This is a genomic window from Aurantiacibacter sp. MUD11 (assembly GCF_026967575.1).
Taxonomy (GTDB): Bacteria; Pseudomonadota; Alphaproteobacteria; order Sphingomonadales; family Sphingomonadaceae; genus Alteraurantiacibacter.
Genome location: NZ_CP114054.1, coordinates 313,737 through 333,243, shown reverse-complemented (window position 1 = coordinate 333,243; position 19,507 = coordinate 313,737). Strand labels below are relative to the sequence as shown.

At 65.3% G+C, this 19,507-nt stretch carries 22 protein-coding genes and 1 tRNA gene; 17 read left to right on the top strand and 6 right to left on the bottom strand.

Annotated features, from left to right (window positions below):
* From mreC to OZN62_RS01660, 5 genes are all read left to right on the top strand, one after another.
* Entirely contained in the window at positions 1-897 is an 897-nt protein-coding gene (gene mreC, locus OZN62_RS01680; protein WP_269100956.1) for a rod shape-determining protein MreC, read from the top strand.
* Positions 897-1,451, top strand: coding sequence for a rod shape-determining protein MreD (gene mreD, locus OZN62_RS01675; protein ID WP_269100955.1), 555 nt, complete (start codon positions 897-899; stop codon positions 1,449-1,451). The genes mreC and mreD overlap by 1 nt, the downstream gene beginning before the upstream one ends.
* A gap of 2 nt (positions 1,452-1,453) precedes the next feature.
* Positions 1,454-3,481 (top strand): penicillin-binding protein 2, encoded by a 2,028-nt coding sequence (gene mrdA, locus OZN62_RS01670; protein WP_269100954.1) that lies wholly within the window; start codon positions 1,454-1,456, stop codon positions 3,479-3,481.
* The gene (gene rodA, locus OZN62_RS01665; RefSeq protein ID WP_269100953.1) at positions 3,478-4,596 is read left to right on the top strand and encodes a rod shape-determining protein RodA; all 1,119 of its coding nucleotides are present in this window, start codon (positions 3,478-3,480) and stop codon (positions 4,594-4,596) included. The genes mrdA and rodA overlap by 4 nt, the downstream gene beginning before the upstream one ends.
* 82 nt (positions 4,597-4,678) lie before the next feature.
* Positions 4,679-4,754 (top strand) — tRNA-Lys (locus OZN62_RS01660).
* 11 nt (positions 4,755-4,765) lie between these two features.
* Here OZN62_RS01660 and OZN62_RS01655 read toward each other — a convergent pair.
* The 4 genes from OZN62_RS01655 to OZN62_RS01640 all read right to left on the bottom strand — a co-directional run bounded on the left by OZN62_RS01655 (position 4,766) and on the right by OZN62_RS01640 (position 8,680).
* Positions 4,766-5,884, bottom strand: a complete 1,119-nt coding sequence (locus OZN62_RS01655; protein ID WP_269100952.1) for a cobalamin-independent methionine synthase II family protein — start codon at positions 5,882-5,884, stop codon at positions 4,766-4,768.
* The gene (locus tag OZN62_RS01650; protein WP_269100951.1) at positions 5,881-6,903 is read right to left on the bottom strand and encodes a 5-methyltetrahydropteroyltriglutamate--homocysteine methyltransferase; all 1,023 of its coding nucleotides are present in this window, start codon (positions 6,901-6,903) and stop codon (positions 5,881-5,883) included. The genes OZN62_RS01655 and OZN62_RS01650 overlap by 4 nt, the downstream gene beginning before the upstream one ends.
* Complete coding sequence (locus tag OZN62_RS01645) at positions 6,903-7,457, bottom strand: VOC family protein (protein ID WP_269100950.1); 555 nt, start codon at positions 7,455-7,457, stop codon at positions 6,903-6,905. The genes OZN62_RS01650 and OZN62_RS01645 overlap by 1 nt, the downstream gene beginning before the upstream one ends.
* Before the next feature lie 86 nt (positions 7,458-7,543).
* Entirely contained in the window at positions 7,544-8,680 is a 1,137-nt protein-coding gene (locus tag OZN62_RS01640; RefSeq protein WP_269100949.1) for a CaiB/BaiF CoA transferase family protein, read from the bottom strand.
* 90 nt (positions 8,681-8,770) lie between these two features.
* On the opposite strand from OZN62_RS01640, the gene OZN62_RS01635 reads away from it, so the two are divergent.
* The 4 genes from OZN62_RS01635 to OZN62_RS01620 are packed head-to-tail and all read left to right on the top strand — an operon-like array spanning position 8,771 to position 12,482.
* On the top strand, positions 8,771-9,553 hold the full coding sequence (locus OZN62_RS01635; protein WP_269100948.1) for a citryl-CoA lyase: 783 nt from the start codon (positions 8,771-8,773) through the stop codon (positions 9,551-9,553).
* Positions 9,554-9,609: 56 nt separating this feature from the next.
* A complete protein-coding gene (locus tag OZN62_RS01630) occupies positions 9,610-10,338 on the top strand; it encodes an SDR family oxidoreductase (RefSeq protein ID WP_269100947.1) in 729 nt (242 codons plus the stop codon).
* Complete coding sequence (locus tag OZN62_RS01625; RefSeq protein ID WP_269100945.1) at positions 10,338-11,489, top strand: alpha-hydroxy acid oxidase; 1,152 nt, start codon at positions 10,338-10,340, stop codon at positions 11,487-11,489. The genes OZN62_RS01630 and OZN62_RS01625 overlap by 1 nt, the downstream gene beginning before the upstream one ends.
* Positions 11,490-11,528: 39 nt before the next feature.
* The gene (locus OZN62_RS01620; protein WP_269100944.1) at positions 11,529-12,482 is read left to right on the top strand and encodes a M48 family metallopeptidase; all 954 of its coding nucleotides are present in this window, start codon (positions 11,529-11,531) and stop codon (positions 12,480-12,482) included.
* Here OZN62_RS01620 and OZN62_RS01615 read toward each other — a convergent pair.
* Positions 12,479-12,997 carry a flavin reductase family protein gene (locus tag OZN62_RS01615; RefSeq protein WP_269100942.1) on the bottom strand — a complete coding sequence of 173 codons (519 nt, stop codon included), beginning with the start codon at positions 12,995-12,997 and terminating at the stop codon, positions 12,479-12,481. The genes OZN62_RS01620 and OZN62_RS01615 overlap by 4 nt on opposite strands.
* A 107-nt stretch (positions 12,998-13,104) precedes the next feature.
* Here OZN62_RS01615 and ribB point away from each other — a divergent pair, with 107 nt between their 5' ends.
* The 4 genes from ribB (at position 13,105) to OZN62_RS01595 (ending at position 16,159) form a co-directional block, all read left to right on the top strand.
* The gene (gene ribB, locus OZN62_RS01610) at positions 13,105-14,409 is read left to right on the top strand and encodes a 3,4-dihydroxy-2-butanone-4-phosphate synthase (RefSeq protein WP_269100940.1); all 1,305 of its coding nucleotides are present in this window, start codon (positions 13,105-13,107) and stop codon (positions 14,407-14,409) included.
* Positions 14,409-14,828 carry a 6,7-dimethyl-8-ribityllumazine synthase gene (gene ribH, locus OZN62_RS01605; RefSeq protein ID WP_269100938.1) on the top strand — a complete coding sequence of 140 codons (420 nt, stop codon included), beginning with the start codon at positions 14,409-14,411 and terminating at the stop codon, positions 14,826-14,828. Before ribB ends, ribH begins: the two co-directional genes overlap by 1 nt.
* A complete protein-coding gene (locus tag OZN62_RS01600; RefSeq protein WP_269100937.1) occupies positions 14,825-15,784 on the top strand; it encodes an aldo/keto reductase in 960 nt (319 codons plus the stop codon). The genes ribH and OZN62_RS01600 overlap by 4 nt, the downstream gene beginning before the upstream one ends.
* Positions 15,785-15,907: 123 nt before the next feature.
* The gene (locus tag OZN62_RS01595; RefSeq protein ID WP_269100936.1) at positions 15,908-16,159 is read left to right on the top strand and encodes a hypothetical protein; all 252 of its coding nucleotides are present in this window, start codon (positions 15,908-15,910) and stop codon (positions 16,157-16,159) included.
* Here OZN62_RS01595 and eno read toward each other — a convergent pair.
* Positions 16,156-17,457 (bottom strand): phosphopyruvate hydratase, encoded by a 1,302-nt coding sequence (gene eno / locus OZN62_RS01590; protein WP_269100935.1) that lies wholly within the window; start codon positions 17,455-17,457, stop codon positions 16,156-16,158. The genes OZN62_RS01595 and eno overlap by 4 nt on opposite strands.
* Before the next feature lie 146 nt (positions 17,458-17,603).
* Between eno and OZN62_RS01585 the strand changes: the two genes are divergently transcribed.
* The 4 genes from OZN62_RS01585 (at position 17,604) to OZN62_RS01570 (ending at position 19,502) form a co-directional block, all read left to right on the top strand.
* A complete protein-coding gene (locus OZN62_RS01585) occupies positions 17,604-18,140 on the top strand; it encodes a hypothetical protein (protein ID WP_269100934.1) in 537 nt (178 codons plus the stop codon).
* Between the two features lie 135 nt (positions 18,141-18,275).
* The gene (locus OZN62_RS01580) at positions 18,276-18,614 is read left to right on the top strand and encodes a phage holin family protein (RefSeq protein WP_269100933.1); all 339 of its coding nucleotides are present in this window, start codon (positions 18,276-18,278) and stop codon (positions 18,612-18,614) included.
* Entirely contained in the window at positions 18,607-18,987 is a 381-nt protein-coding gene (locus OZN62_RS01575; RefSeq protein ID WP_269100932.1) for a hypothetical protein, read from the top strand. The genes OZN62_RS01580 and OZN62_RS01575 overlap by 8 nt, the downstream gene beginning before the upstream one ends.
* Before the next feature lie 23 nt (positions 18,988-19,010).
* The gene (locus tag OZN62_RS01570) at positions 19,011-19,502 is read left to right on the top strand and encodes a hypothetical protein (protein ID WP_269100930.1); all 492 of its coding nucleotides are present in this window, start codon (positions 19,011-19,013) and stop codon (positions 19,500-19,502) included.
* Positions 19,503-19,507: the final 5 nt, after the last annotated feature.

Sequence of the window (19,507 nt, the reverse complement as noted above, 5' to 3'; positions counted from 1 at the left end):
ATGGCACCGCCCTCGGGACAACAGCGATCGGGATCGAACAAGAAGGCACAGCTGGGGCTGTTTGCCGGCTACGTCGCTGCGGGTCTTGGCGCCATCCTGGGCATCCTGCTGCTGGCCATTTCACTGTGGCGGCCGGAGACCTTCTACGGTCTCCGCTCCATGGCCGCCGATGCCGCAGCGCCAGTTGGCGAAGTCGGCGCCGCGGGCCGCGTGGGATCGCGCAACTTCTTCGAAGCCATCGCCGGCTATTACGACGCGGGCAGCAAGAACGCCGAGCTTGAACGCGAGATCGAGATCGCCCGTGTGCGCCTGGCCGAGGCGCGCGCGCTGGAACAGGAGAACGAGCGGCTCAAGGCCGTGCTCGGCATTGTAGAGGAAGGTGCCGAGCCGGTTGCCGTCGCCAGGTTGATCGGCTCCACCGCCTCCAGCACGCGGCGTTTCGCCTACCTTTCCGCCGGCAGCAGCGACGGCGTGACAACGGGCATGCCGGTGACCTCCCCGATGGGACTGGTCGGCCGCGTGCTCGAAGCGGGCCGGTCGACTTCCCGCGTGCTGCTGCTGACCGACATCGAAAGCGTCGTGCCGGTGCGGCGCGCGACGGACAACGTGGTGGCATTTGCCCAGGGGCGTTCGGATGGATCGCTGCGCATCCGCCTGATCAACCTCGGCATCAACCCGCTCGAGATCGGCGACATCTTCGTCACCTCCGGCGCGGGTGGCCTGTTCCACCCGGGCACCGCAGTTGCCATGGTCACCGAGATTACCGACGACGGCGCGATTGCGCAGTTGCTTAGCAACCCGGCCGCCACCGACGTCGTCATCGTGCAGCCGATCTGGCAGGGCGAGGTCCTCGACGCCATCGAAGAGCCGTTGCAGACGGAACAGCCGGTCGACTGATGGAGCGGCTCAACCCTACAGCGCGCAGTGACGTTTTCGGTCGCAAGATCAATCGAGACCACTCCCCCGTTCTTGCCAACGGGATGCCTTGGCTCACGATCGTCCTCGGGTCGCTGGCGCCGCTCATGCCGATCATTGCGGCGGCCCCCCTGCTGCCCCCGATCGGCTACATGCTGCTGCTGGCCTGGCGACTGGCGCGCCCCGGCCTGATGCCGATGTGGTCAGGCATCCTTCTCGGTTTCTTGGATGACCTGTTTTCCGGCCAGCCACTGGGCAGCGCTGTCCTGCTGTTCTCGCTGACGATGATTGCCATCGAACTGCTCGAACTGCGCTTTCCGTGGCGCAACTTCATGCAGGACTGGCTGACGGCTTCGGTCATGCTGACCGCCTACCTCGTCGCAGCAGCGCTGGTCTCCGGCGCCGACATCACATTTTCGCACATGGTCCTGCTGCTGCCGCAGCTCTTGCTCTCAATCATCCTCTATCCCATCATTGCGAAGATGGTTGCTCTGCTGGACAGGTTACGTTTGACGCGCGTGAGGCGCATCGGCTGAGCATGGAACGCAAACTTACCTCGAATACGCTGAGGCAGACGTTCGAGCGACGCAGTTTCATAGTGGGATCGGTGCAGGGTGGCATCGGCCTGCTGCTGGCCGCGCGCATGGGCTACATCGCCGTTGCCGAGAACGAGAAATACGAGATGGAGGCGGAGAGCAACCGGGTGAACCTCACCCTGATCCCGCCGCGTCGTGGCTGGATCCTCGATCGCAACGGCTCCCCCCTCGCCTCGAACCGTGCCGACTTCCGCGTCGACATCATTCCCGAGCGAGTACACAACCCGGACCGGACCGTCGAAGTGCTGGGCGAACTGCTCGATTTCGGGGAAGCCGAGAAGGCCGACTTGCGCGACAGGCTGGAAGATTCCGCCGGCTTTGCCGCGGTGCCGGTTGCCAGCGGCCTCGACTACGAGAAATTCGCCGCGATCAGCGTGCGCATCCCCGAACTGCCCGGTGTCATCCCGCAGCGCGGCTTCTCGCGTTTCTACCCCACCGGCCCTTCGGTAGGGCACCTGATCGGCTATGTCGGCGCGCCCAGCCGCGAGGAATACGAGGAAGACCCGCAGCCGCTGCTACTGACGCCGGGCTTCAAGCTGGGCAAGGACGGCATCGAAAAACAGTTCGAACAGGAATTGCGCGGACAACCGGGCGCGCGGCGCGTGGAAGTGACCGCCGCGGGCCGCATCGTGCGCGACCTGGAGACGCGCGACGACGTGCAGGGCAACCCTGTCCAGCTGACTATCGATGGCCCCTTGCAGGACTACGCCGCACGGCGGCTGGGCCTCGAATCCGGCTCCGTCGTCGTGATGGACTGCAATTCGGGCGACCTCTTGTGCATGGCCTCCATGCCCAGCTTCGATCCCAACAGCTTTTCCGACGGGATCGGCCGCCTCGAATACTCCATGCTGCGCGAGAACGAGCGCGTTCCGCTGCGCAACAAGGTGTTGCAGGGCCTTTACCCACCCGGCTCCACGGTGAAACCGACCGTCGGCATGGCCTTGCTGGGACAAGGGGTGGATCCGGACGAGACCGTGTTCTGTGGTGGTGGCCTGCGGGTCGGAAATCGCGTGTTCCGTTGCTGGAACCGTCGCGGCCACGGGCAGACCGATCTGGCCAAGGCGATCTACCAGAGTTGCGACGTCTACTTCTACGCCATGGCGCAGCGAATCGGCATGCAGCCGATTGCCGAAACCTGCCGCCGTTATGGCATGCAGGAGCAGTTCGACCTGCCGGTGGTCAACCAGTTCTACGGCACCGTGCCCGACCCCGAGTGGAAGATGGAGAAATACGGCCGCGAATGGCAGGCCTTCGACACGGTAAATGCCACCATCGGCCAGGGCTACATGCTCGCCAGCCCCTTGCAGCTTGCCGTCATGGCATCGCGCCTAGCCACGGCGAACATGGTGAACCCTCGCCTGCTGCTGCGCAACGAGACGCCGCAGTTCCAGTCGATGGGGCTGAGCGCCGACTACAAGGCCTATGTCCGACAGGCGATGAGCGATGTTGTGAATGGCCCCGGCACCGCCGGGCGCGCACGCCTTCCGGTCGACGATATTCTGATGGCCGGCAAGACCGGTACCGCGCAGGTCGTTGGCCTCAATCTGTCCGATGGCCGGTCCGGCCCGTGGCGTTATCGCGACCATGGCCTGTTCATCTTCTTCGCCCCCTTCGACAATCCGCGATATGCGGGTGCGGTCGTAATCGAACACGGCGGCGGCTCCGGCGCGGCCTACCCGGTGGCGCGCGACGTCATGACCTTCCTGTTCGACCCGCAAAAGGGCCTCGACGCCCTGCACGCGCTGGAAGCGCAATGGGGCGGCACCGCGCAGGAACGGCTCGACGCCCAATATGCCGCCTATGCGGCTGCAGCGGGTGTCGACCTGCCCGCAGCCCCGCCCCCGCTCACGCTGGCAGAACAGGTGGATGCGGAAGCGCGTGCAGCGGTTGCAGAGCCAACCGAAGCCGCGACGAGCGCCATCACGCCGCGTGACGAGGCCAACCCGCGCGCCGACGGAGCGAGCACGTGAGGGGCGAACTCAGCCTTCCCGCGCCAATTGCGGAATTCCCCTGGCGCGTCGTCATCCCGCTCACCCTGCTCGTGGCTTTCGGGGCCATGGTGCTGCACTCGGCAGCGGGCGGCTCGATGTCGCCCTATGCGTCGTCCCACCTCGTCCGTTACGGCGTCTTCCTCGTGGCGGCTCTCGTCATGGCGCGCTTCCCGGAAGACTGGGCACGCATGGCGGCAGTCCCCGTCTACGTCGTCGTCTTGCTGCTGCTAATTGCAGTGGAGGCGGTGGGCCAACTGGGCGGTGGCAGCCAGCGCTGGCTGGAACTGGGATTCATGCGCCTGCAGCCGTCCGAGCTGATGAAGCCGGGTATCGTGCTGATCATCGCGGCATTCTACCACTCGCTGCCCTCGGCGATGATCGCCAGTTGGCGCGCGCTGCTGGTGCCGCTGGGCCTGATCGCAATGCCCATGGGGCTGGTACTGTTGCAGCCCGACCTCGGTACGTCGCTAGCCATCGCCTTTGGCGGGATCGTGGTGATGTTCCTGGCCGGCATTCCGCAGAAATGGTTCATCGGCGGCGGCATCGCCGGCGTGATCGCCGCGCCGATCGCCTTTTTCTTCGGCCTCCAGCCGTACCAGCAGCAGCGCGTGCTGACCTTCCTCGACCCGGAGAGCGACCCGCTGGGCACCGGCTACCATATCACCCAGTCGAAGATTGCCATCGGTTCGGGAGGCATTACCGGCAAGGGCTTCGGCCACGGCTCGCAAAGCCAGCTCGACTACCTGCCCGAACCGCACACCGACTTCGTCTTCGCCACCATGGCGGAGGAGTGGGGTCTGCTGGGTGGGCTGTTCGTGCTGCTGGTGTTTGGCATCGTCCTGCGTTGGGGCCTGCTGGTGGCCCGCGATGCCCACACCCGTTTTGCCCGGCTGCTGGCCGGCGGCATGACGGCGACCATTTTCTTCTACGTGGCCGTCAACCTGATGATGGTGATGGGCCTCGCACCAGTGGTCGGAATCCCGCTGCCGTTCATGAGCCACGGCGGCTCTTCGATGATGACCAACATGATCTGCGTGGGCGCGCTGATGATGGTCGAAAGGTGGAACCGGCAGTCGGCCAGATCGGCTTTCTGACAGAAGGCCTTTTCACGCGCGAAACATTCGCTATATGAGCGCCTCCCGGCGATTCGTCGGGCCAGCGAAAATTCGCCTGTGTGGACGCATAGCTCAGTTGGTAGAGCAGCTGACTCTTAATCAGCGGGTCCTAGGTTCGAGCCCTAGTGCGTCCACCACCTCCCCCACATCACCAGTACTTCTTCGAAGCGATGGCTGCGCCTTCGGCCAGTGCCGCAAGCTTTGCCCAGACGACTTCGGCATCGACCGAGTTGCTGCCGGCATGGACCGAGAAGCCGCAGTCAACACCGGCCAGCACGCGCTCCCGACCGAGCAGGTCGGCATAGCGACCGATCCGTTGGGCGATCAGGTCCGGGTGCTCGATATAGGGGCTTTGCGGCTCCACCATGCCGGGGCAGAGGATCTTCCCTTCGGGTAACGGGTGCTGCTCGAAATAGGCGAACTCGTGCGCGTGGCGCGGGTTGGCGCCTTCCAGCAGCACGGTCTGCGGCTTGGCCTGCCAGACGATGTCGGCGATCTCGGCCAAGTCCACGTCGCAGTGGTGCGGCCCCGGGTAGTTGCCCCAGCAAAGATGCATGCGCAATTGCTCGGCCGGGATGTTCTGCAAGGCGTGGTTGAGCGCGGCGATGTTCATGCCGATGCGCTTGCGGAAGTCCTCCAGCGACAGGTGCGTGAACTGCACGTGGCGACCCATGGCCAGGTCCGGACAATCGACCTGCAGGGTGATCCCGGCATTGGCGATGGTCTCGTATTCGTGCCGCAGTCCCTCCGCCAGGGCGAAGACGTATTCCTCGTCGCTGGCGTAGTACTGGTTCGGGAAGAACAGCGCAGTCACGCCGGGAGAGGCGGCAGACATGAAGGTCGCGTGCCCTTCGGCCAGCCTGGTCAACCGTTCGGCATCCAGCCTCGGCGCATCCATGTCGATCACTTCGATCGGACCGGTGCAGGCCGGCGCCGATCGCTTCGCCCTGCCCTTGTTACCGAACACCTGCGCCTTGGCGCCGGGAAAGTCCTCCAGGTCCTGGAACTCGTACTGCCCCGCCTCTCCGCCGAAGCCCGACAGGCGGTGCTTGATGTAGGTGGCGTAGCTGGGCTTCGACATCTCGCCGTCGTTGACGATGTCGATGCCCGCCTGCTTCTGGCGCTGGACGATCTCGGCGGTGGCACGTTCCACTGCCTCATCGAAAGCTTCTTGCGAGACCTCTTCCCCACCCTCCCGGGCGAAGACCATGTCGAGCAGGTAGTCGGGACGCGGCAGGCTGCCGGTGTGCGTGGTGCGAAAGCTCACGAAAGCTCCTCGCGCACGATCCGCGCACCGTCCGCCATGGCCTTCATCTTCCCGAAGGCGACGTCGCGCGGCAGGTACTTGAGGCCGCAATCGGGAGCGACGATCACGCGTTCCACATCGACATGCGGCAATGCCTTGCGGATGCGCGCCGCGACAATCTCGGGCGTTTCCACCTCATGCGTCGACAGGTCCAGCACGCCGAGGATGATGGTCTTGTCCGGCAGCTTCTCGAGGATGGCGCAATCGAGGTTCTGCTGCGCTGTCTCGATACTGATCTGCTTGACGCCTGACCCGGCAAGTTCCGGAAGGAAGGAGTAGCCCTCGGGCCGCTCATGGATCAGCGCGGCATAGCCGAAGCAGATGTGCAGCGCGGTCGTGCCCTCGACACCCTCCAGTGCGCGGGCCAGCGCCTTGAGGCCGAACTGGCGGGCGGCCTCGGGCCGGGCCTGCATATAGGGTTCATCCAGCTGGACGACGTCTGCGCCAGCGGCGTGGAGATCCTTGATCTCCTCGTTCACCGCCGCAGCATAGGCCAGCGCCAGTGCTTCGGGATCGCCATAGTGATCGTCCTGCGCCTGCTGCCCCATGGTGAACGGCCCCGGCACGGTGATCTTGATCGGCTTGTCGGTGAAGCGCCGCATGAATTCCACATCACGCACCTGCACCGGGTGCTTGCGGCTGATGTCCCCCGCCACGCGCGGCACCGGTACCGGCTCCCCGCTGCGGTCGAGCGCGGTGCCGTGGTTCTCCATGTCGATACCGTTGAGCGCAGTGGCAAAGCGGTTGGAGTAGCTTTCGCGCCGCATCTCGCCATCGGTGATGATGTCGAGACCGGCGACCTCCTGCTCGCGGATGGCGACAATGGTCGCATCGTCCCAGGCCTGCTCCAGCAGGTCGGGCTCGACCTTCCACAATTCCATGGCGCGCGTACGCGGCGGAAAACGTCCCGCCAGCTTGGCGCGATCGATCAGCCAGTCGGGCTGCGAATAGGACCCGACCAGCGAACTGGGCAGCAGCATCAGCCCGCCTTCGCCAGTTCGGACGGACGCACGTCGTTGTTCGGGCGGTGATCGCCGGCCAGCCAGCGCTTCAGTTCGGAATGGGCATCCTTGGCGCGGATCGAATTGATCTGGTCGGCATGCGGCGCGTCACAGGTGAACTCCACGATCATGCCATCGGGATCGACGACATAGACCGAACGGCAATAGCCGTGTTCAAGCGTATAGGTCTGCGGCGGCTCGATCCCGGCTGCGGCAATGCGCTTCTCGAGATCGGCCTGCGCCTCTTCATCGACATGCAGGGCAATGTGGCGGAACGGCGACGGCGGCACCGGCTGGTTGAATTCCTTGTCGTCGTCCTCGTGCGCGAACTGGAAGAAGGCCAGCGCACTGCCGTCGGCCAGGCCGAAGAAGCAGTGGCAATAGGTCCGCTCCTTGCCGAACAGCTCTTCCTGCTCGCACCAGGTGGCGACGAGCGGGAAGCCCAGCACGTCCTCGTAAAAGGCGCGCGTCTTCTCCAGATCCTTCGAAACGTAGGCCGTGTGATGCAGGCGGGCAGGCAACGAATTCGCCATGACAATGTCCTCTCTCTTATTCGATCCCCCGGGCGTCTGACCGCGCCCTTTGTTGATCATGTCTAACGCGACTCCACGGACGCGGTCTAGCCCTTCGCGCGCTTGCGCAATTGCTCGCCCTGCTGGTCGAGCACGGGCGGTGCGGCGACCTCGGTCATCCGTTCGCCATCGAAGCTGAGCGGATTGCGGACCGTGCTGAACGGCCCCATCGGCCCGTCCGGATCGTCGACCTGGATGCCGAGCGCCTTGGCCTGCGCGCTGGCGAGCACCTCTTCCGAGGTGCGCACCGGCGAATTGGGCACTTCGCGGCGGGTGAGCTCGTCGGTCCAGTAATCGCGATCCTTGGTCGCGAAGATCGGCGCGAGGAAGGCGATGACGTCGTCGTAATGCGCGATGCGGGCCTCGCGCGTGGCAAACTGTTCCATCTCCAGCATGTCGGGCCGGCCGACGGTCGCCGCGAGGTTTTCCCAGAACTTCGGTGGCGATGACATGTGCAGCGCCAGCCACTTCCCGTCGGCACACTCGAAGACATAGCTTTGCGACACATGCGGGCGGCTCCACGGCCCCATCACCTCATCCACCGAAAGCAGGTGCGTGAAATCGTCGAGGTTGAAGTGGCACATGGCCTCGAACATCGAGCATTCGACCAGCCTGCCCTTGCCCGTCTCGTGCCGCTCGTTCAGCGCGGCAAGGATGCCCAGCGCGGTGTAGAAGCCGGTCATGGCATCGGCGATGGCCGGGCCGACGACGCGCGGATGTCCGGGGTTCACCAGCAGCCGCAGGAAGCCGCTGGCAGCCTGTGCCACCGTGTCGAAGGCCGGACGATCACGATCCGGCCCCTCACTGCCGAAACCGGAAATCGAGGCGTAGATCAGGCGCGGGTTCAATTCGCGCAGGCGCTCTGCATGGACATTCAAGCGCTCGGTCACGCCGGGGCGAAAGTTCTCGATGAAGACGTCGGCCTGCTTCACCAGCCCATCGAGCACCTCGAGATCGTCCGGATTCTTCGGATCGAGCGCTATCGACTGCTTGTTGCGGTTGTAGGTCTGGAAATGCGGCGAATAGAGCCCGCCCTTGAAGCTGCGAAAGGGGTCACCGGCACCGGGCTGTTCCACCTTGATGACCTCCGCCCCAAGGTCGGCCAGCATCATCCCGGCAGCAGGGCCGGTGATGAATGTGCCCATTTCGATAACGGTAATATTCGCAAGCGGCCTGGCCGTCATATTGACATTGTCCTCTCTTCTCGTGTTCGGCACAGTGCGCGAAGCAGCAGCAAAACGAAAGCCTGAAGCGGCACCGGGAGAATATTCGCAATGCGCACCAGCAAGCACGACAAGGGATATTCGGCCATCTGCACTTCGGATGCGGACAGCATCACGGTGCGCGGGCGCGACCTGTGCGAAGACCTGATGGGGAAGATCGACTTCTCCAGCTACTTCTGGCTGCTGGTGACGGGCGAGGAGCCGGACGAGAACCAGAGCTTCTTCCTCAATGCCGTGCTGGTGGCCCTTGCCGAACACGGCATGGTCCCGTCGGTCGCGGCTGCCCGCATGACACTGGCGGCCGCGCCGGAAGCAGTCCAGGGCGCGGTGGCGGCAGGCATCCTCGGCTGCGGCTCGGTGGCGCTGGGCAGCGCCGAGATCGCCGGCAAGTTCTACGCCTCCTGCGTGGAAGAGCAGCGCAAAAGTGGCGACCCGGTGGACGAGGTCGCAGGGCGCTGCATCGAGCAGTGGCGCCAGCATACCAAGGCCGTGCCCGGCTTCGGCCACTGGCAGCATACAGAGGGGGACCCACGGGCCCTCAAGCTGCTGCAACTGGCGGACGAGCGCGGCGCGGCCGGCGAGCATGTCGCGATGATGCGCGCGTTGCAGGCGGCCTTGCCCAAGACCATCGGGCGCGAACTGCCGGTAAACGTCAACGGCCCGATCCCCGCCATCATGCTGGACCTCGGCTGGCCGCTCGCGGCGTTGAAGGGCATCGGCCTGCTGTGCCGCACCGGCAGCCTGATCGGCCACCTGACCGAAGAGGCCGAACGCCCCGTGGGCTTCATCATGAGCGGGGCCGCATCGGCCGCAATCGAATACGACGGGGACTAGTCATTGACGGGCCGTGCGCCCCGGCATCAAGAATTGACCAGAGAGGAAATTTTGAAATGAGCATTCTGGAAGGCCGCGTTGCGGTGGTTACCGGCGCGAGTTCGGGCATCGGCGAGGCCTGTGCTGTCGAGTTCGTCAACAAGGGCGCCAAGGTGGTGCTGGCCGCGCGGCGGCAGGAACGGCTCGACGCGCTGGTGGATAAACTGGAAGCCATGGGCGGCCAGGCGCTGGCCGTCGTCACCGACGTCACCAGCGAGGACGCCATGGCCAACCTCTTCGCCAAGGCCGTGGAGCGCTTCGGCACGGTCGACGTGCTGATCAACAATGCCGGGATCGCCGAGAACACCCCGGTGGCCGAAGCCTCGCTGGAGCACTGGCACAACGTGCTCGACACCAACCTGACCAGCGCCTTCCTCGGCGCCAAGCACGCCTGGCCGATCTTCCTGAAGGGCGGCCACGGACGCATCGTGAATGTCGGCTCGATCTCGGCCAAGGTGCCGCGCAGCGAGTGCCCGTCCTACACCGCCAGCAAGTTCGGCCTGCAGGGCCTGACCCATGCGCTGGCCGTGGATGGCCGCGACCACAATATCGCCGTGTCGATCTTCCACCCCGGCATCGTGGCCACGGAAATCATGCCCGGCTCGGTCAAGCTGCCCGAGAACTTTGCCGCCACGCCGGAGGAAATCGCCGAGGTGATCGTGCACATGTGCGACCTGCCCGACCACCTGAACTTCTACGAAGCGCTGGTGGTGCAGAACAAGCTGCCCTTCCTCGGACGCGGCTGATGGGCATGGACACGCTCGGCTGTTTCAACATCGCCGACCTGCGCGAGAAGGCGCGGCGTCGGCTGCCGCTGGGCGTATGGGAATACCTGGAACGCGGGGTTGAGGACGAGACGGGGATGGACCGCAACCGGTCCGCCTTCGATGGCCTCACTTTCCGCCCGCGCGTGCTGCGCAAGGTCGACGCAATCGACACGCGCACCACGATCTTCGGGCAGGAAAGCGCCCTGCCTTTCGCCATCGCGCCCACGGGTGCCGCTGGCATCATGTGGTATCGCGGCGACCATGACCTGGCGCGCGCGGCCGCGGCGGCCGGCATCCCCTTCACCATTTCCAGCGCGAGCACGATGGACGTTGAGGAATTCGCCGACCTGGGTGGCAACCGCTGGTTCCAGCTCTACCTGTGGGAGAACCGTGAACTGTCGCATGACGTGGTGCGGCGCGCGCACGAGGTCGGCTGCGAGGCTTTGTTCGTCACGCTGGACCTGCCGGTACCGCCAAACCGCGAATACCTGGCACACAATGGCTTCGGCATGCCCTTTGCCCTCAACCGTCGCAACCTGCCCGACATCCTGGCGCACCCGCGCTGGCTGACCGGAGTCATCGGTCGCTACATGCTGAGCGGCGGAATTCCCAAGCAGGCCAACCTGCCAAAGGCGATGAAGCACTCAGTCATCCGCGGCGCGAAGCCGGGGGCGCTGTTCAAGCAGGACGACCTCGACTGGGACGGGATCAAGCGCCTGCGCGACATCTGGCAGGGCGCCTTCGTGCTCAAGGGCATCCTGCATCCTGACGATGCCCGTATGGCGCTGGAAGTCGGGGCCGACGGAGTGGTCGTGTCCAACCACGGTGCCCGCGCACTGGACCATTCCGTCGCGGCGATCGACGCCTTGCCCGAAGTGGTCGAGGCCGTGAGCGGCAAGATGACCGTGCTGCTCGACAGCGGCATCCGGCGCGGCAGCGACATCGTGAAGGCTTTGGCCCTGGGCGCGGATGGCGCGATGGTCGGGCGCGCGACGCTGTATGGCCTTGCCGCGGCGGGCGAACCCGGCGTGGCCCGGGCGATTGACCTGCTGGGCGACGAGGTGTCGCGCACCATGGCCATGCTCGGCCTCTCCAGCATCGACCAGATTGATCGCGCCGCCCTTGGTTGAGGGCTTGATTGCCGCGCCCCGAACACGCAAGTCCACCGCATGCGCTTCCTGATCGCCTTGCTTTCCTTCCTTTTCGCCGTGCCCGCTGCCGCGCAGGATTGGCAACAACTGGAGCAACAGGACCTGCGCCTCGCACGCATTGCCGAACACATCATGATCACCAACGAGGCGCTGTGCCGCTCGACCATGCCGGTGACGGGGATGATCCTGCACAGCATGGACCAGTACAGCTCCGGCGCTGCTGCCGATCGGTTCGCCAACGGGGAACTGGCCATTGCCGCCGTGCTGCCGGGTTCCGCTGCGGAATTGGCCGGGCTGGAACGCGACGATGGCATTCTTGCCATCAACGGCCGGCGCGTGGCCGACCTGCAACCGGAAGGGGAAGGCCACGTCCGCGAAGCCGCCTTCGCCTTGCTGGCGGAAACACCGGCGGAGCAATCGACAACGCTGGTGATTGCGCGCGGAGAGCGTCAGTTCAGCGTTGCCCTACCCGCCCCGCGCGGTTGCCGTTCGCTGGTTGAGATCATGGTCGGCGGGGACTCCAATGCCCGGTCGGATGGCAAGGTGATCCAGCTACGCTACGATTTCGCCGCCGGGCTGAGCGACGACCAACTCGCCATCATCTTCGCGCATGAACTGGCGCATACCGTGCTGGAACACCGCCGCCGCAAGACCGACTCGGGCATCGACAACAGCGCCGTGATGGGCCTTGTCGGCCGCAACCAGCAAGCCAACCGCCAGGCCGAGGTCGAGGCGGATCGCCTCTCCGTGCACCTGCTGGCCAATGCGGGCTACGATCCGGCAGTCATCGCCACCTTCTGGCGCAGCCCGGAAGGGCGCGAGGCTGGCGGCGGCACCATGCCGAGCTGGATCTATCCGGCGCAATCGGCCCGCGCCGACATCGCCCTGCAGGAAATCGAACAGTACCTGCCGCTACGTCGCGGCCCGACCTGGCCGGGACACCTGCTGGCATTGCGGGACCGGCGTTTCTAGTCGTCGTTCCGCCGTAGCGGCGCCTGGCTGATATCGATGTAATCGCGATCGAAGTAGGTCAGCGGGGTCGCATCTTCGCGATGGCTGGCTGCGAGCAGTTCACCGATAAAGATCGTATGCGTGCCGTAAGTATGGCGATGGGCCGTGCGACAGATCAGGCTCGACTGCGCGCTGCTGAGCACCGGCACGCCGTGCTCCTCCACCCAGTCGCCAACCTCGAAGCGATCGTCCCGCGGCAGCATGAAGTGTTCGGCCACGTCGCGATTGCCCATGCCCAGCACGTTGACACAGAAGCGCTCCGCGCGCTCCAGCGGATCGTGCAGCGAGGCCGAGCGATTAACGCAGACGAGCAGCGAAGGCGGTTCGAAACTGAGCGAGCTGACGGCCGTTGCCAGGATTCCATACCGCTTGCCCGCGTCCAGCGTGGTTACCGCGTAGACCGTTGAAGCGACGTGGCGCATCGATTCACGGAACGCTTCGACAAGTTCCGCGTGGCTCTGTCCTACATCGCTCATGCTGGCTATTTGCGGCCTGTCGAGTAGCGGCGCAAGGGGGAATTTCCCCTGTGAATGTGATATTCGCAACTTGTCATCACATTATAATGTGATTATCAGGCGCCGCCATGAGTGATCTGACAATAGCCCGAGTCCGCGAGATGATCGCGGCAGGAAAAATGACCCGCGCCGGCCTTGCCCGCGCTGCCGGTCTCCACGCCAACACCCTTCGCGACTGCACCGAGGACGGCTGGAACCCCACCGTCGAAACCCTCGGCAAACTCGACCGCTTCCTGACCGAGAACGACGAGACCCCCGTGCTCGTCGGGATCGAGGAAATCATCGAGGAAGCGCGCAACGGCCGCATGTTCATCCTGGTGGATGACGAGGACCGCGAGAACGAGGGCGACCTCATCATCCCCGGCCAGATGGCCACGCCCGATGCCATCAACTTCATGGCGACCCATGGCCGCGGCCTGATCTGCCTCGCCCTCACCCGCCAGCGGGTCGAGGCGCTGGGGCTGGAGCTGATGAGCCGCAAGAACCGTACCCGGCACGAAACCGCCTTCACCGTCGCCATCGAGGCGCGCACTGGCGTCACCACCGGCATTTCCGCGGCAGACCGGGCGCGCACCGTCTCCGTCGCCATCGATGCCTCGAAAGGGGCGGACGACATCGTCACCCCCGGCCACGTGTTCCCGCTGGTCGCCCGCGAGGGCGGCGTGCTGGTGCGTGCCGGCCATACCGAGGCTGCCGTCGACATCTCCCGCCTCGCCGGCCTCAACCCCAGCGGCGTGATCTGCGAGATCATGAACGAGGACGGGTCCATGGCGCGGCTGGAGGACCTGATCGGCTTCGCCCGCAAGCACAGCCTGAAGATCGGCACGATCCGCGACCTGATCGCCTATCGCCGCCAGAACGACCATCTGGTGGAGAAGCGCGAAGAGGAACGCTTCGCCAGCAAGTGGGGCGACGACTGGCGCGCCATCAGCTTCTACAACACCGCCACCAAGGGCGAGACACTAGCGCTGGTGAAGGGCCATATCGACCCGAGCACTCCCACCCTGGTGCGCATGCATGCCTTGTCGCTGTTCGACGATGTCTTCGCCCGCAAGGGCGGACGCAGCAACCTGCTCGAAGGCGCGATGCGCGCGATTGCCGAGGAAGGCTCCGGCGTCGTCGTACTGATCAACCGCGCCACCGATGGGTTCGTCTCGCGCGCCGTGCGTCGCCTTGCCAAGAAGCCGCCGGTGGACGACGACATGCCGCCGGAGGAGCAGCGCGACTATGGCGTCGGAGCGCAGATCCTTACCGAACTCGGCGTGCGCGACATGGTGCTGCTCACCAACACCAGCCATTCGCTCGTCGGGCTGGACGGATACGGCCTCTCCATCGTAGGCGAACGGCCCATCGAACTTGAGGAGAATGCCTGATGGCCCGCTTTTTGATCGTGGAAGCCCGCTTCTACGGCCATCTGAACGACATGCTGATCGACGGCGCGCGCAATGCCCTGCGTGATGCGGGGCACGAGGTCGACGTGATCACCGTGCCCGGCGCGCTGGAAGTGCCCGGCGCCATCGCGCTGGCGGCCGAAAGCGGCCAGTATGACGGCTTCGTCGCCATCGGCGTGGTCATCCGGGGGGAGACCTATCACTTCGAGATCGTCGCCGGCGAAAGCGCCCGCGCGATCATGGCGCTGACCATGGACGGCATTCCCATCGGCAATGGCATCCTCACAACGGAGAACGAGGAACAGGCGCTGGTCCGCGCGGACCCGGCGCAGAAGAACAAGGGCGGCGAAGCGGCACAGGCCGCGATCCGCCTGCTGGAATTGAGGGAGCAATTCGCATGAGTGACCATCCCGCAATCGCCGGAATTCCGCTGGTCCTGGGTGGCAACGTCTTCGGCTGGACCGCCAAGGGCGACGAAGGCTTTGCCGTGCTCGACGCCTTTTACGAGGCCGGTGGCCGCATGATCGACACCGCCGATGTCTACTCGGCGTGGATTCCCGGCCATGTCGGCGGCGAATCCGAAAGCTACCTTGGCGAATGGCTGTCCTCGCGCGGTGTGCGCAGCGAGATGCGCATCCACACCAAGACCGGGATGCTCACCAAGAAGCAGCCGACCACACCCGGTTCGATGGGCGATCCCGACCTGTACCAGCCGCAGGCCGTGCTCGATCACCTCACAGCCTCGCTGGAGCGGCTGCAGACCGACTACATCGATCTCTACTACGCGCACCGCGATTACGAGGAGCTCGACATCGCGCAGATCGTCGAGGTCTTCGATGCGACCACCAAGGACGGCAAGGTCCGGTCGCTGGGCGCGTCCAACTTCAATGCCGATCGCCTGACGGCGGCGCTGGCCGTGGCGGACAAGACCGGGGCGGAGCCGTTCCGGGCACTGCAGAACGAGTACAACCTTGTTTCGCGCAAGGCCTACGGTCCGGAATTGCAGGCGCTCTGCACCTCGCGCGGGATTGCCATGCTGCCGTTCTTCGGCCTCGCTGCGGGTTACCTGACGGGCAAGTACCGAACCCCAGAGGATTTCGAGAACAACGTCCGCGGCTACCGCACGAAGGACTACGCCGAAGTCGGCGCGCCTGTGCTGGCGGCGATGGACGATATCTCGGCCGAGACCGGCGCCAGCCTGCCTGCCATCGCGCTCGCGTGGCTGGTGCACCAGCCGGGCATCCCCGCCCCCATCGCCAGCGCGCGGAACGTCGAACAGCTCGAACAGCTGCTCGAATTCACCCGCGTGGAGCTCGGCAAGGAGCAAATGGAGCGGCTGACTGCCGCCCTCGCCTGACCGTCACATCACCGCACATCACGGTGTGATGGCGTTGGATTCGGCCGGAAAACCAGGCGGTACTGAAAAGCCCTGAGCGGCACCTACAGGAACCGAAAGGCGTCTTCGCGCGCTCATTCGGCCATGAACGGACCGCTTGAATGGATCGCTGCCATCGGCACGATGATCGCCGCCTCGCTGATCGCCTTCGACCTCGGTCGACGCGCGACGGCATGGGGCTTCGTCCTCTTCTGCCTGGTCTCGATCACGTGGATCGTTTCCGGCCTGACAAGCGACGCCATCCCCATCGCGGCGATGAACTTCGTGCTGCTGCTGATCAACGCCTGGGGCGTCTGGCAGTACTGGTTTCACCCGAAGAACCGGGCGAGCGACTAGTCCTCGCTCCACCCGCTCAGACGGCCGAAGCAGCCGCGACCGGCATAGTGCGCCGAATCACCCAGCTCTTCCTCGATGCGGATCAGCTGGTTGTACTTGGCGAGGCGGTCCGAACGCGCCAGCGAGCCGGTCTTGATCTGCCCGCAATTGGTGGCGACGGCGAGGTCGGCGATGGTCGCGTCCTCGGTTTCGCCCGAGCGGTGGCTCATCACGCTGGTGTAGCCGGCGCGGTGGGCGATATCGACCGCCTGCAGGGTTTCGGTGAGCGTGCCGATCTGGTTGACCTTCACCAGCAGCGAATTGGCGAGACCCTGCTCGATACCCATCGACAGGCGAGTCGGGTTGGTGACGAACAGGTCGTCGCCCACCAGCTGCACGCGGTCGCCGATCAGGTCGGTCAGCGCCTTCCAGCCTTCGAAGTCGTCTTCGGCCATGCCGTCCTCAATCGACTTGATCGGGTAGTCGTCGCACAGCTTGGCGAGGTAATCGGCCATCTCGCCCGGCGTGAGCGAGATCTGCTCGCCGGCAAGGTCGTAGCGTCCGTCGGCGTAGAATTCGGTCGAAGCGCAATCCAGCGCCAGCACCACGTCATCGCCCGGCGTGAAGCCGGCCTTCTCGATGCTGGCCATGATGAAATCCAGCGCATCGCGGGTGCTGGCTAGGTTCGGCGCAAAGCCGCCCTCGTCCCCCACCGAAGTGGCCAGGCCCTTTTCCGAGAGGCCCTTCTTCAGCGTGTGGAAGATCTCGCTGCCCCAGCGCACCGCTTCGGCAATGCTGCCGGCGCCCACCGGCATGACCATGAATTCCTGCACGTCGATCGGGTTGTCGGCGTGTTCGCCGCCGTTGACGATGTTCATCATCGGCACCGGCAGCACGTGCGCCTGCACCCCGCCGACATAGGCCCACAGCGGCAGCCCGCGCGCATTCGCCGCCGCCTTGGCCACCGCCATGGAGACGCCGAGAATGGCGTTCGCGCCGAGCTTGCCCTTGTTGGGCGTGCCGTCGAGATCGATCAGCGCCATGTCGATGTCGCGCTGGTTTTCCGCATCAGGCCCCAGCACTAGCAGTTCCGAGATCGGGCCGTTCACCGCGTCGACCGCTTTCTGCACCCCCTTGCCGAGGTAGCGATCCTTGTCGCCATCGCGCAATTCCACGGCCTCGTGCGCGCCGGTGGAAGCACCCGAGGGCACCGCGGCACGGCCGAAGCTGCCATCTTCCAGCAGGATGTCGACCTCGACCGTCGGATTGCCTCGTGAATCGAGGATTTCGCGGCCGTGGATGTCGATGATGGCGGTCATGGAATTGCTCCTGTAAGAGAGGTTTCGGGCCTCCTAGAATGAGGAACTTTGCACTGCAACAAGCGTTGATATCTTGAACGGGGGTGTCTTAACCCCATAATACAATATTGAGGGACGTTTCCTCTAAACCGGAAAGGGATCTGACTATGGCCGCAAAGAAGCCCGCCACCACGAAAAAGACCGCGTCGACGAAGGCTGACGAAGCCGCCGCCGCGGAAACCCCTGAACTGACTGCCAGCAACACTGCCGAAGCCAAGTCGCGCTTCAACGCCGCGCTCGACGAAGCGAAGGCCGGTGCCGCCTTGCTCGGCGATGAGGCCAAGCAGCGCGCCACGCAGTACCGCGACGAAGCCAAGGCCCGCGGTTCCGACTGGGCCGACGATGCCCAGGCCCGCGCCGGCGAACTGGCCGTCGAAGGCAAGCAGAAGGCTAGCGAGGCGCTGACCGGCCTGTCGCGCATGATCGACGAGAATGCCGTCGCGCTGGATGAGCGTTTCGGCCCGAAGTACGGCGACTACGCCCGCTCGGCCTCGCGCTCGCTGCAGGAAAACGCCCGCAAGCTGGAAGAAAAGAGCTTCGACGAGCTGGCCGAGGATTCGCGCGAAGCGATCCGCAAGAGCCCGGCAACCGCCGTCGGCCTTGCCGCACTGGTCGGCTTCTTCTTCGCTCGCCTGTTCCGCTAAGCACAGGTGCAGGTTCGGGACGACGCATCCGGCGACGCGTCGGCGCCTCTTGCGCATGACGAAGCGCCCGTAACGCAATCCCCGCAGGACGATGCGGCCGCTCCGGCCGATGCTTCTGCGGGGACGCGTTCGCTTATGGACGATATCGAGGCGCTGTTCGAAGACGTGCGCCTCTATTTCGATGCCGAGCTTTCCTACCAGAAATCGCGGGCGGGCTTTGTCGCCAACCAGCTGAAGAAGGTGATCGCCTTCGGCGCGGTCGCCGCTTTCTTTGCCGTGCTCGCCACCATCGGCCTCACCGTGGGCCTGATCATCGCGCTGACGCCGCACCTGACGGCCTGGGGGGCAACGGCCTTTGTCGTGCTGGCCTGGCTGGTCGTCGCCTTCCTGCTGGTGCGCCGCGCCGGCGCCGAATGGCAGAAGGTGGCGGAGGTGATGCAGAGTGCTGCGGAGGAGGAACAGGACGATGCCTGATCCCCAAAGCCAGCTGCAGGAAGACCTGGCAATGCGCAACGCGGCAAAGCGGCTGGTGAAGACCAGCATCGCGAACGTGAAGGGCGATTTCGGCAGCCGCAGCCTTGGCCAGCGGGCCGCCCTGCGGGTCAAGGACGGTTCGGCGGAAATGGCCGATAACGCCAGGGAATATGCCAGCGAGCATCGCGTGGAGCTGGGCGTGGGCGTGGTGGCAGCTGTCATCGCCGGCCTGGGCTGGCTGTTCCGCGACCAGTTGGGCGATGCCGTCTACAACCTCGTCCACCGCAATGACGGGCCGGTCGAGAAGCTGGCCCACGAGGCGGAGGAAACGGCGGAACAACTGGCCGAGGACGCCCGTTCTCTTATCGAGTAGAAATTCCAACTGGAGGTCCACCCATGAACGATCCCAAACGCGCTGAAATCAAGGCCCGCATCTCTGCCGCACAGGCACGTGAGCGCGCCCTCGCCGAACCCACCACGACGCAGAAGGTCGCCAATGCCGCATCCGATGCCGGCAGCGCCTTCACCAGCTTCGTGAAGGAACGCCCGCTCACCGCCGCTGCCGGCGGCATCGTGCTGGGCGTGCTGGTGGCCAGCATGTTCAAGGGCCCGCGCCGCGCGGCCGCCCGCGGCGGCGCCAAGGCCATCGGCCTCGCCACGCTGGGCGCGGAAATGGCTTCGGCCTTCGCCAACGAACTGATGGACGATGCGAAGTCGGCTGCCCGCACCGGGGCGCACAAGGCAGAAGACCTTGGCGATGCCGTGGGCGACCGGGCGCGCTCGCTGCGCCGTGACGCCACCTACCAGGCGGAACGCACCGGCGACCTGGCCCGCATCGCCAGCCGCGAAACCGGCAAGCGTATCGCCCGGGTATTCGGCCGCCGCTGACACGC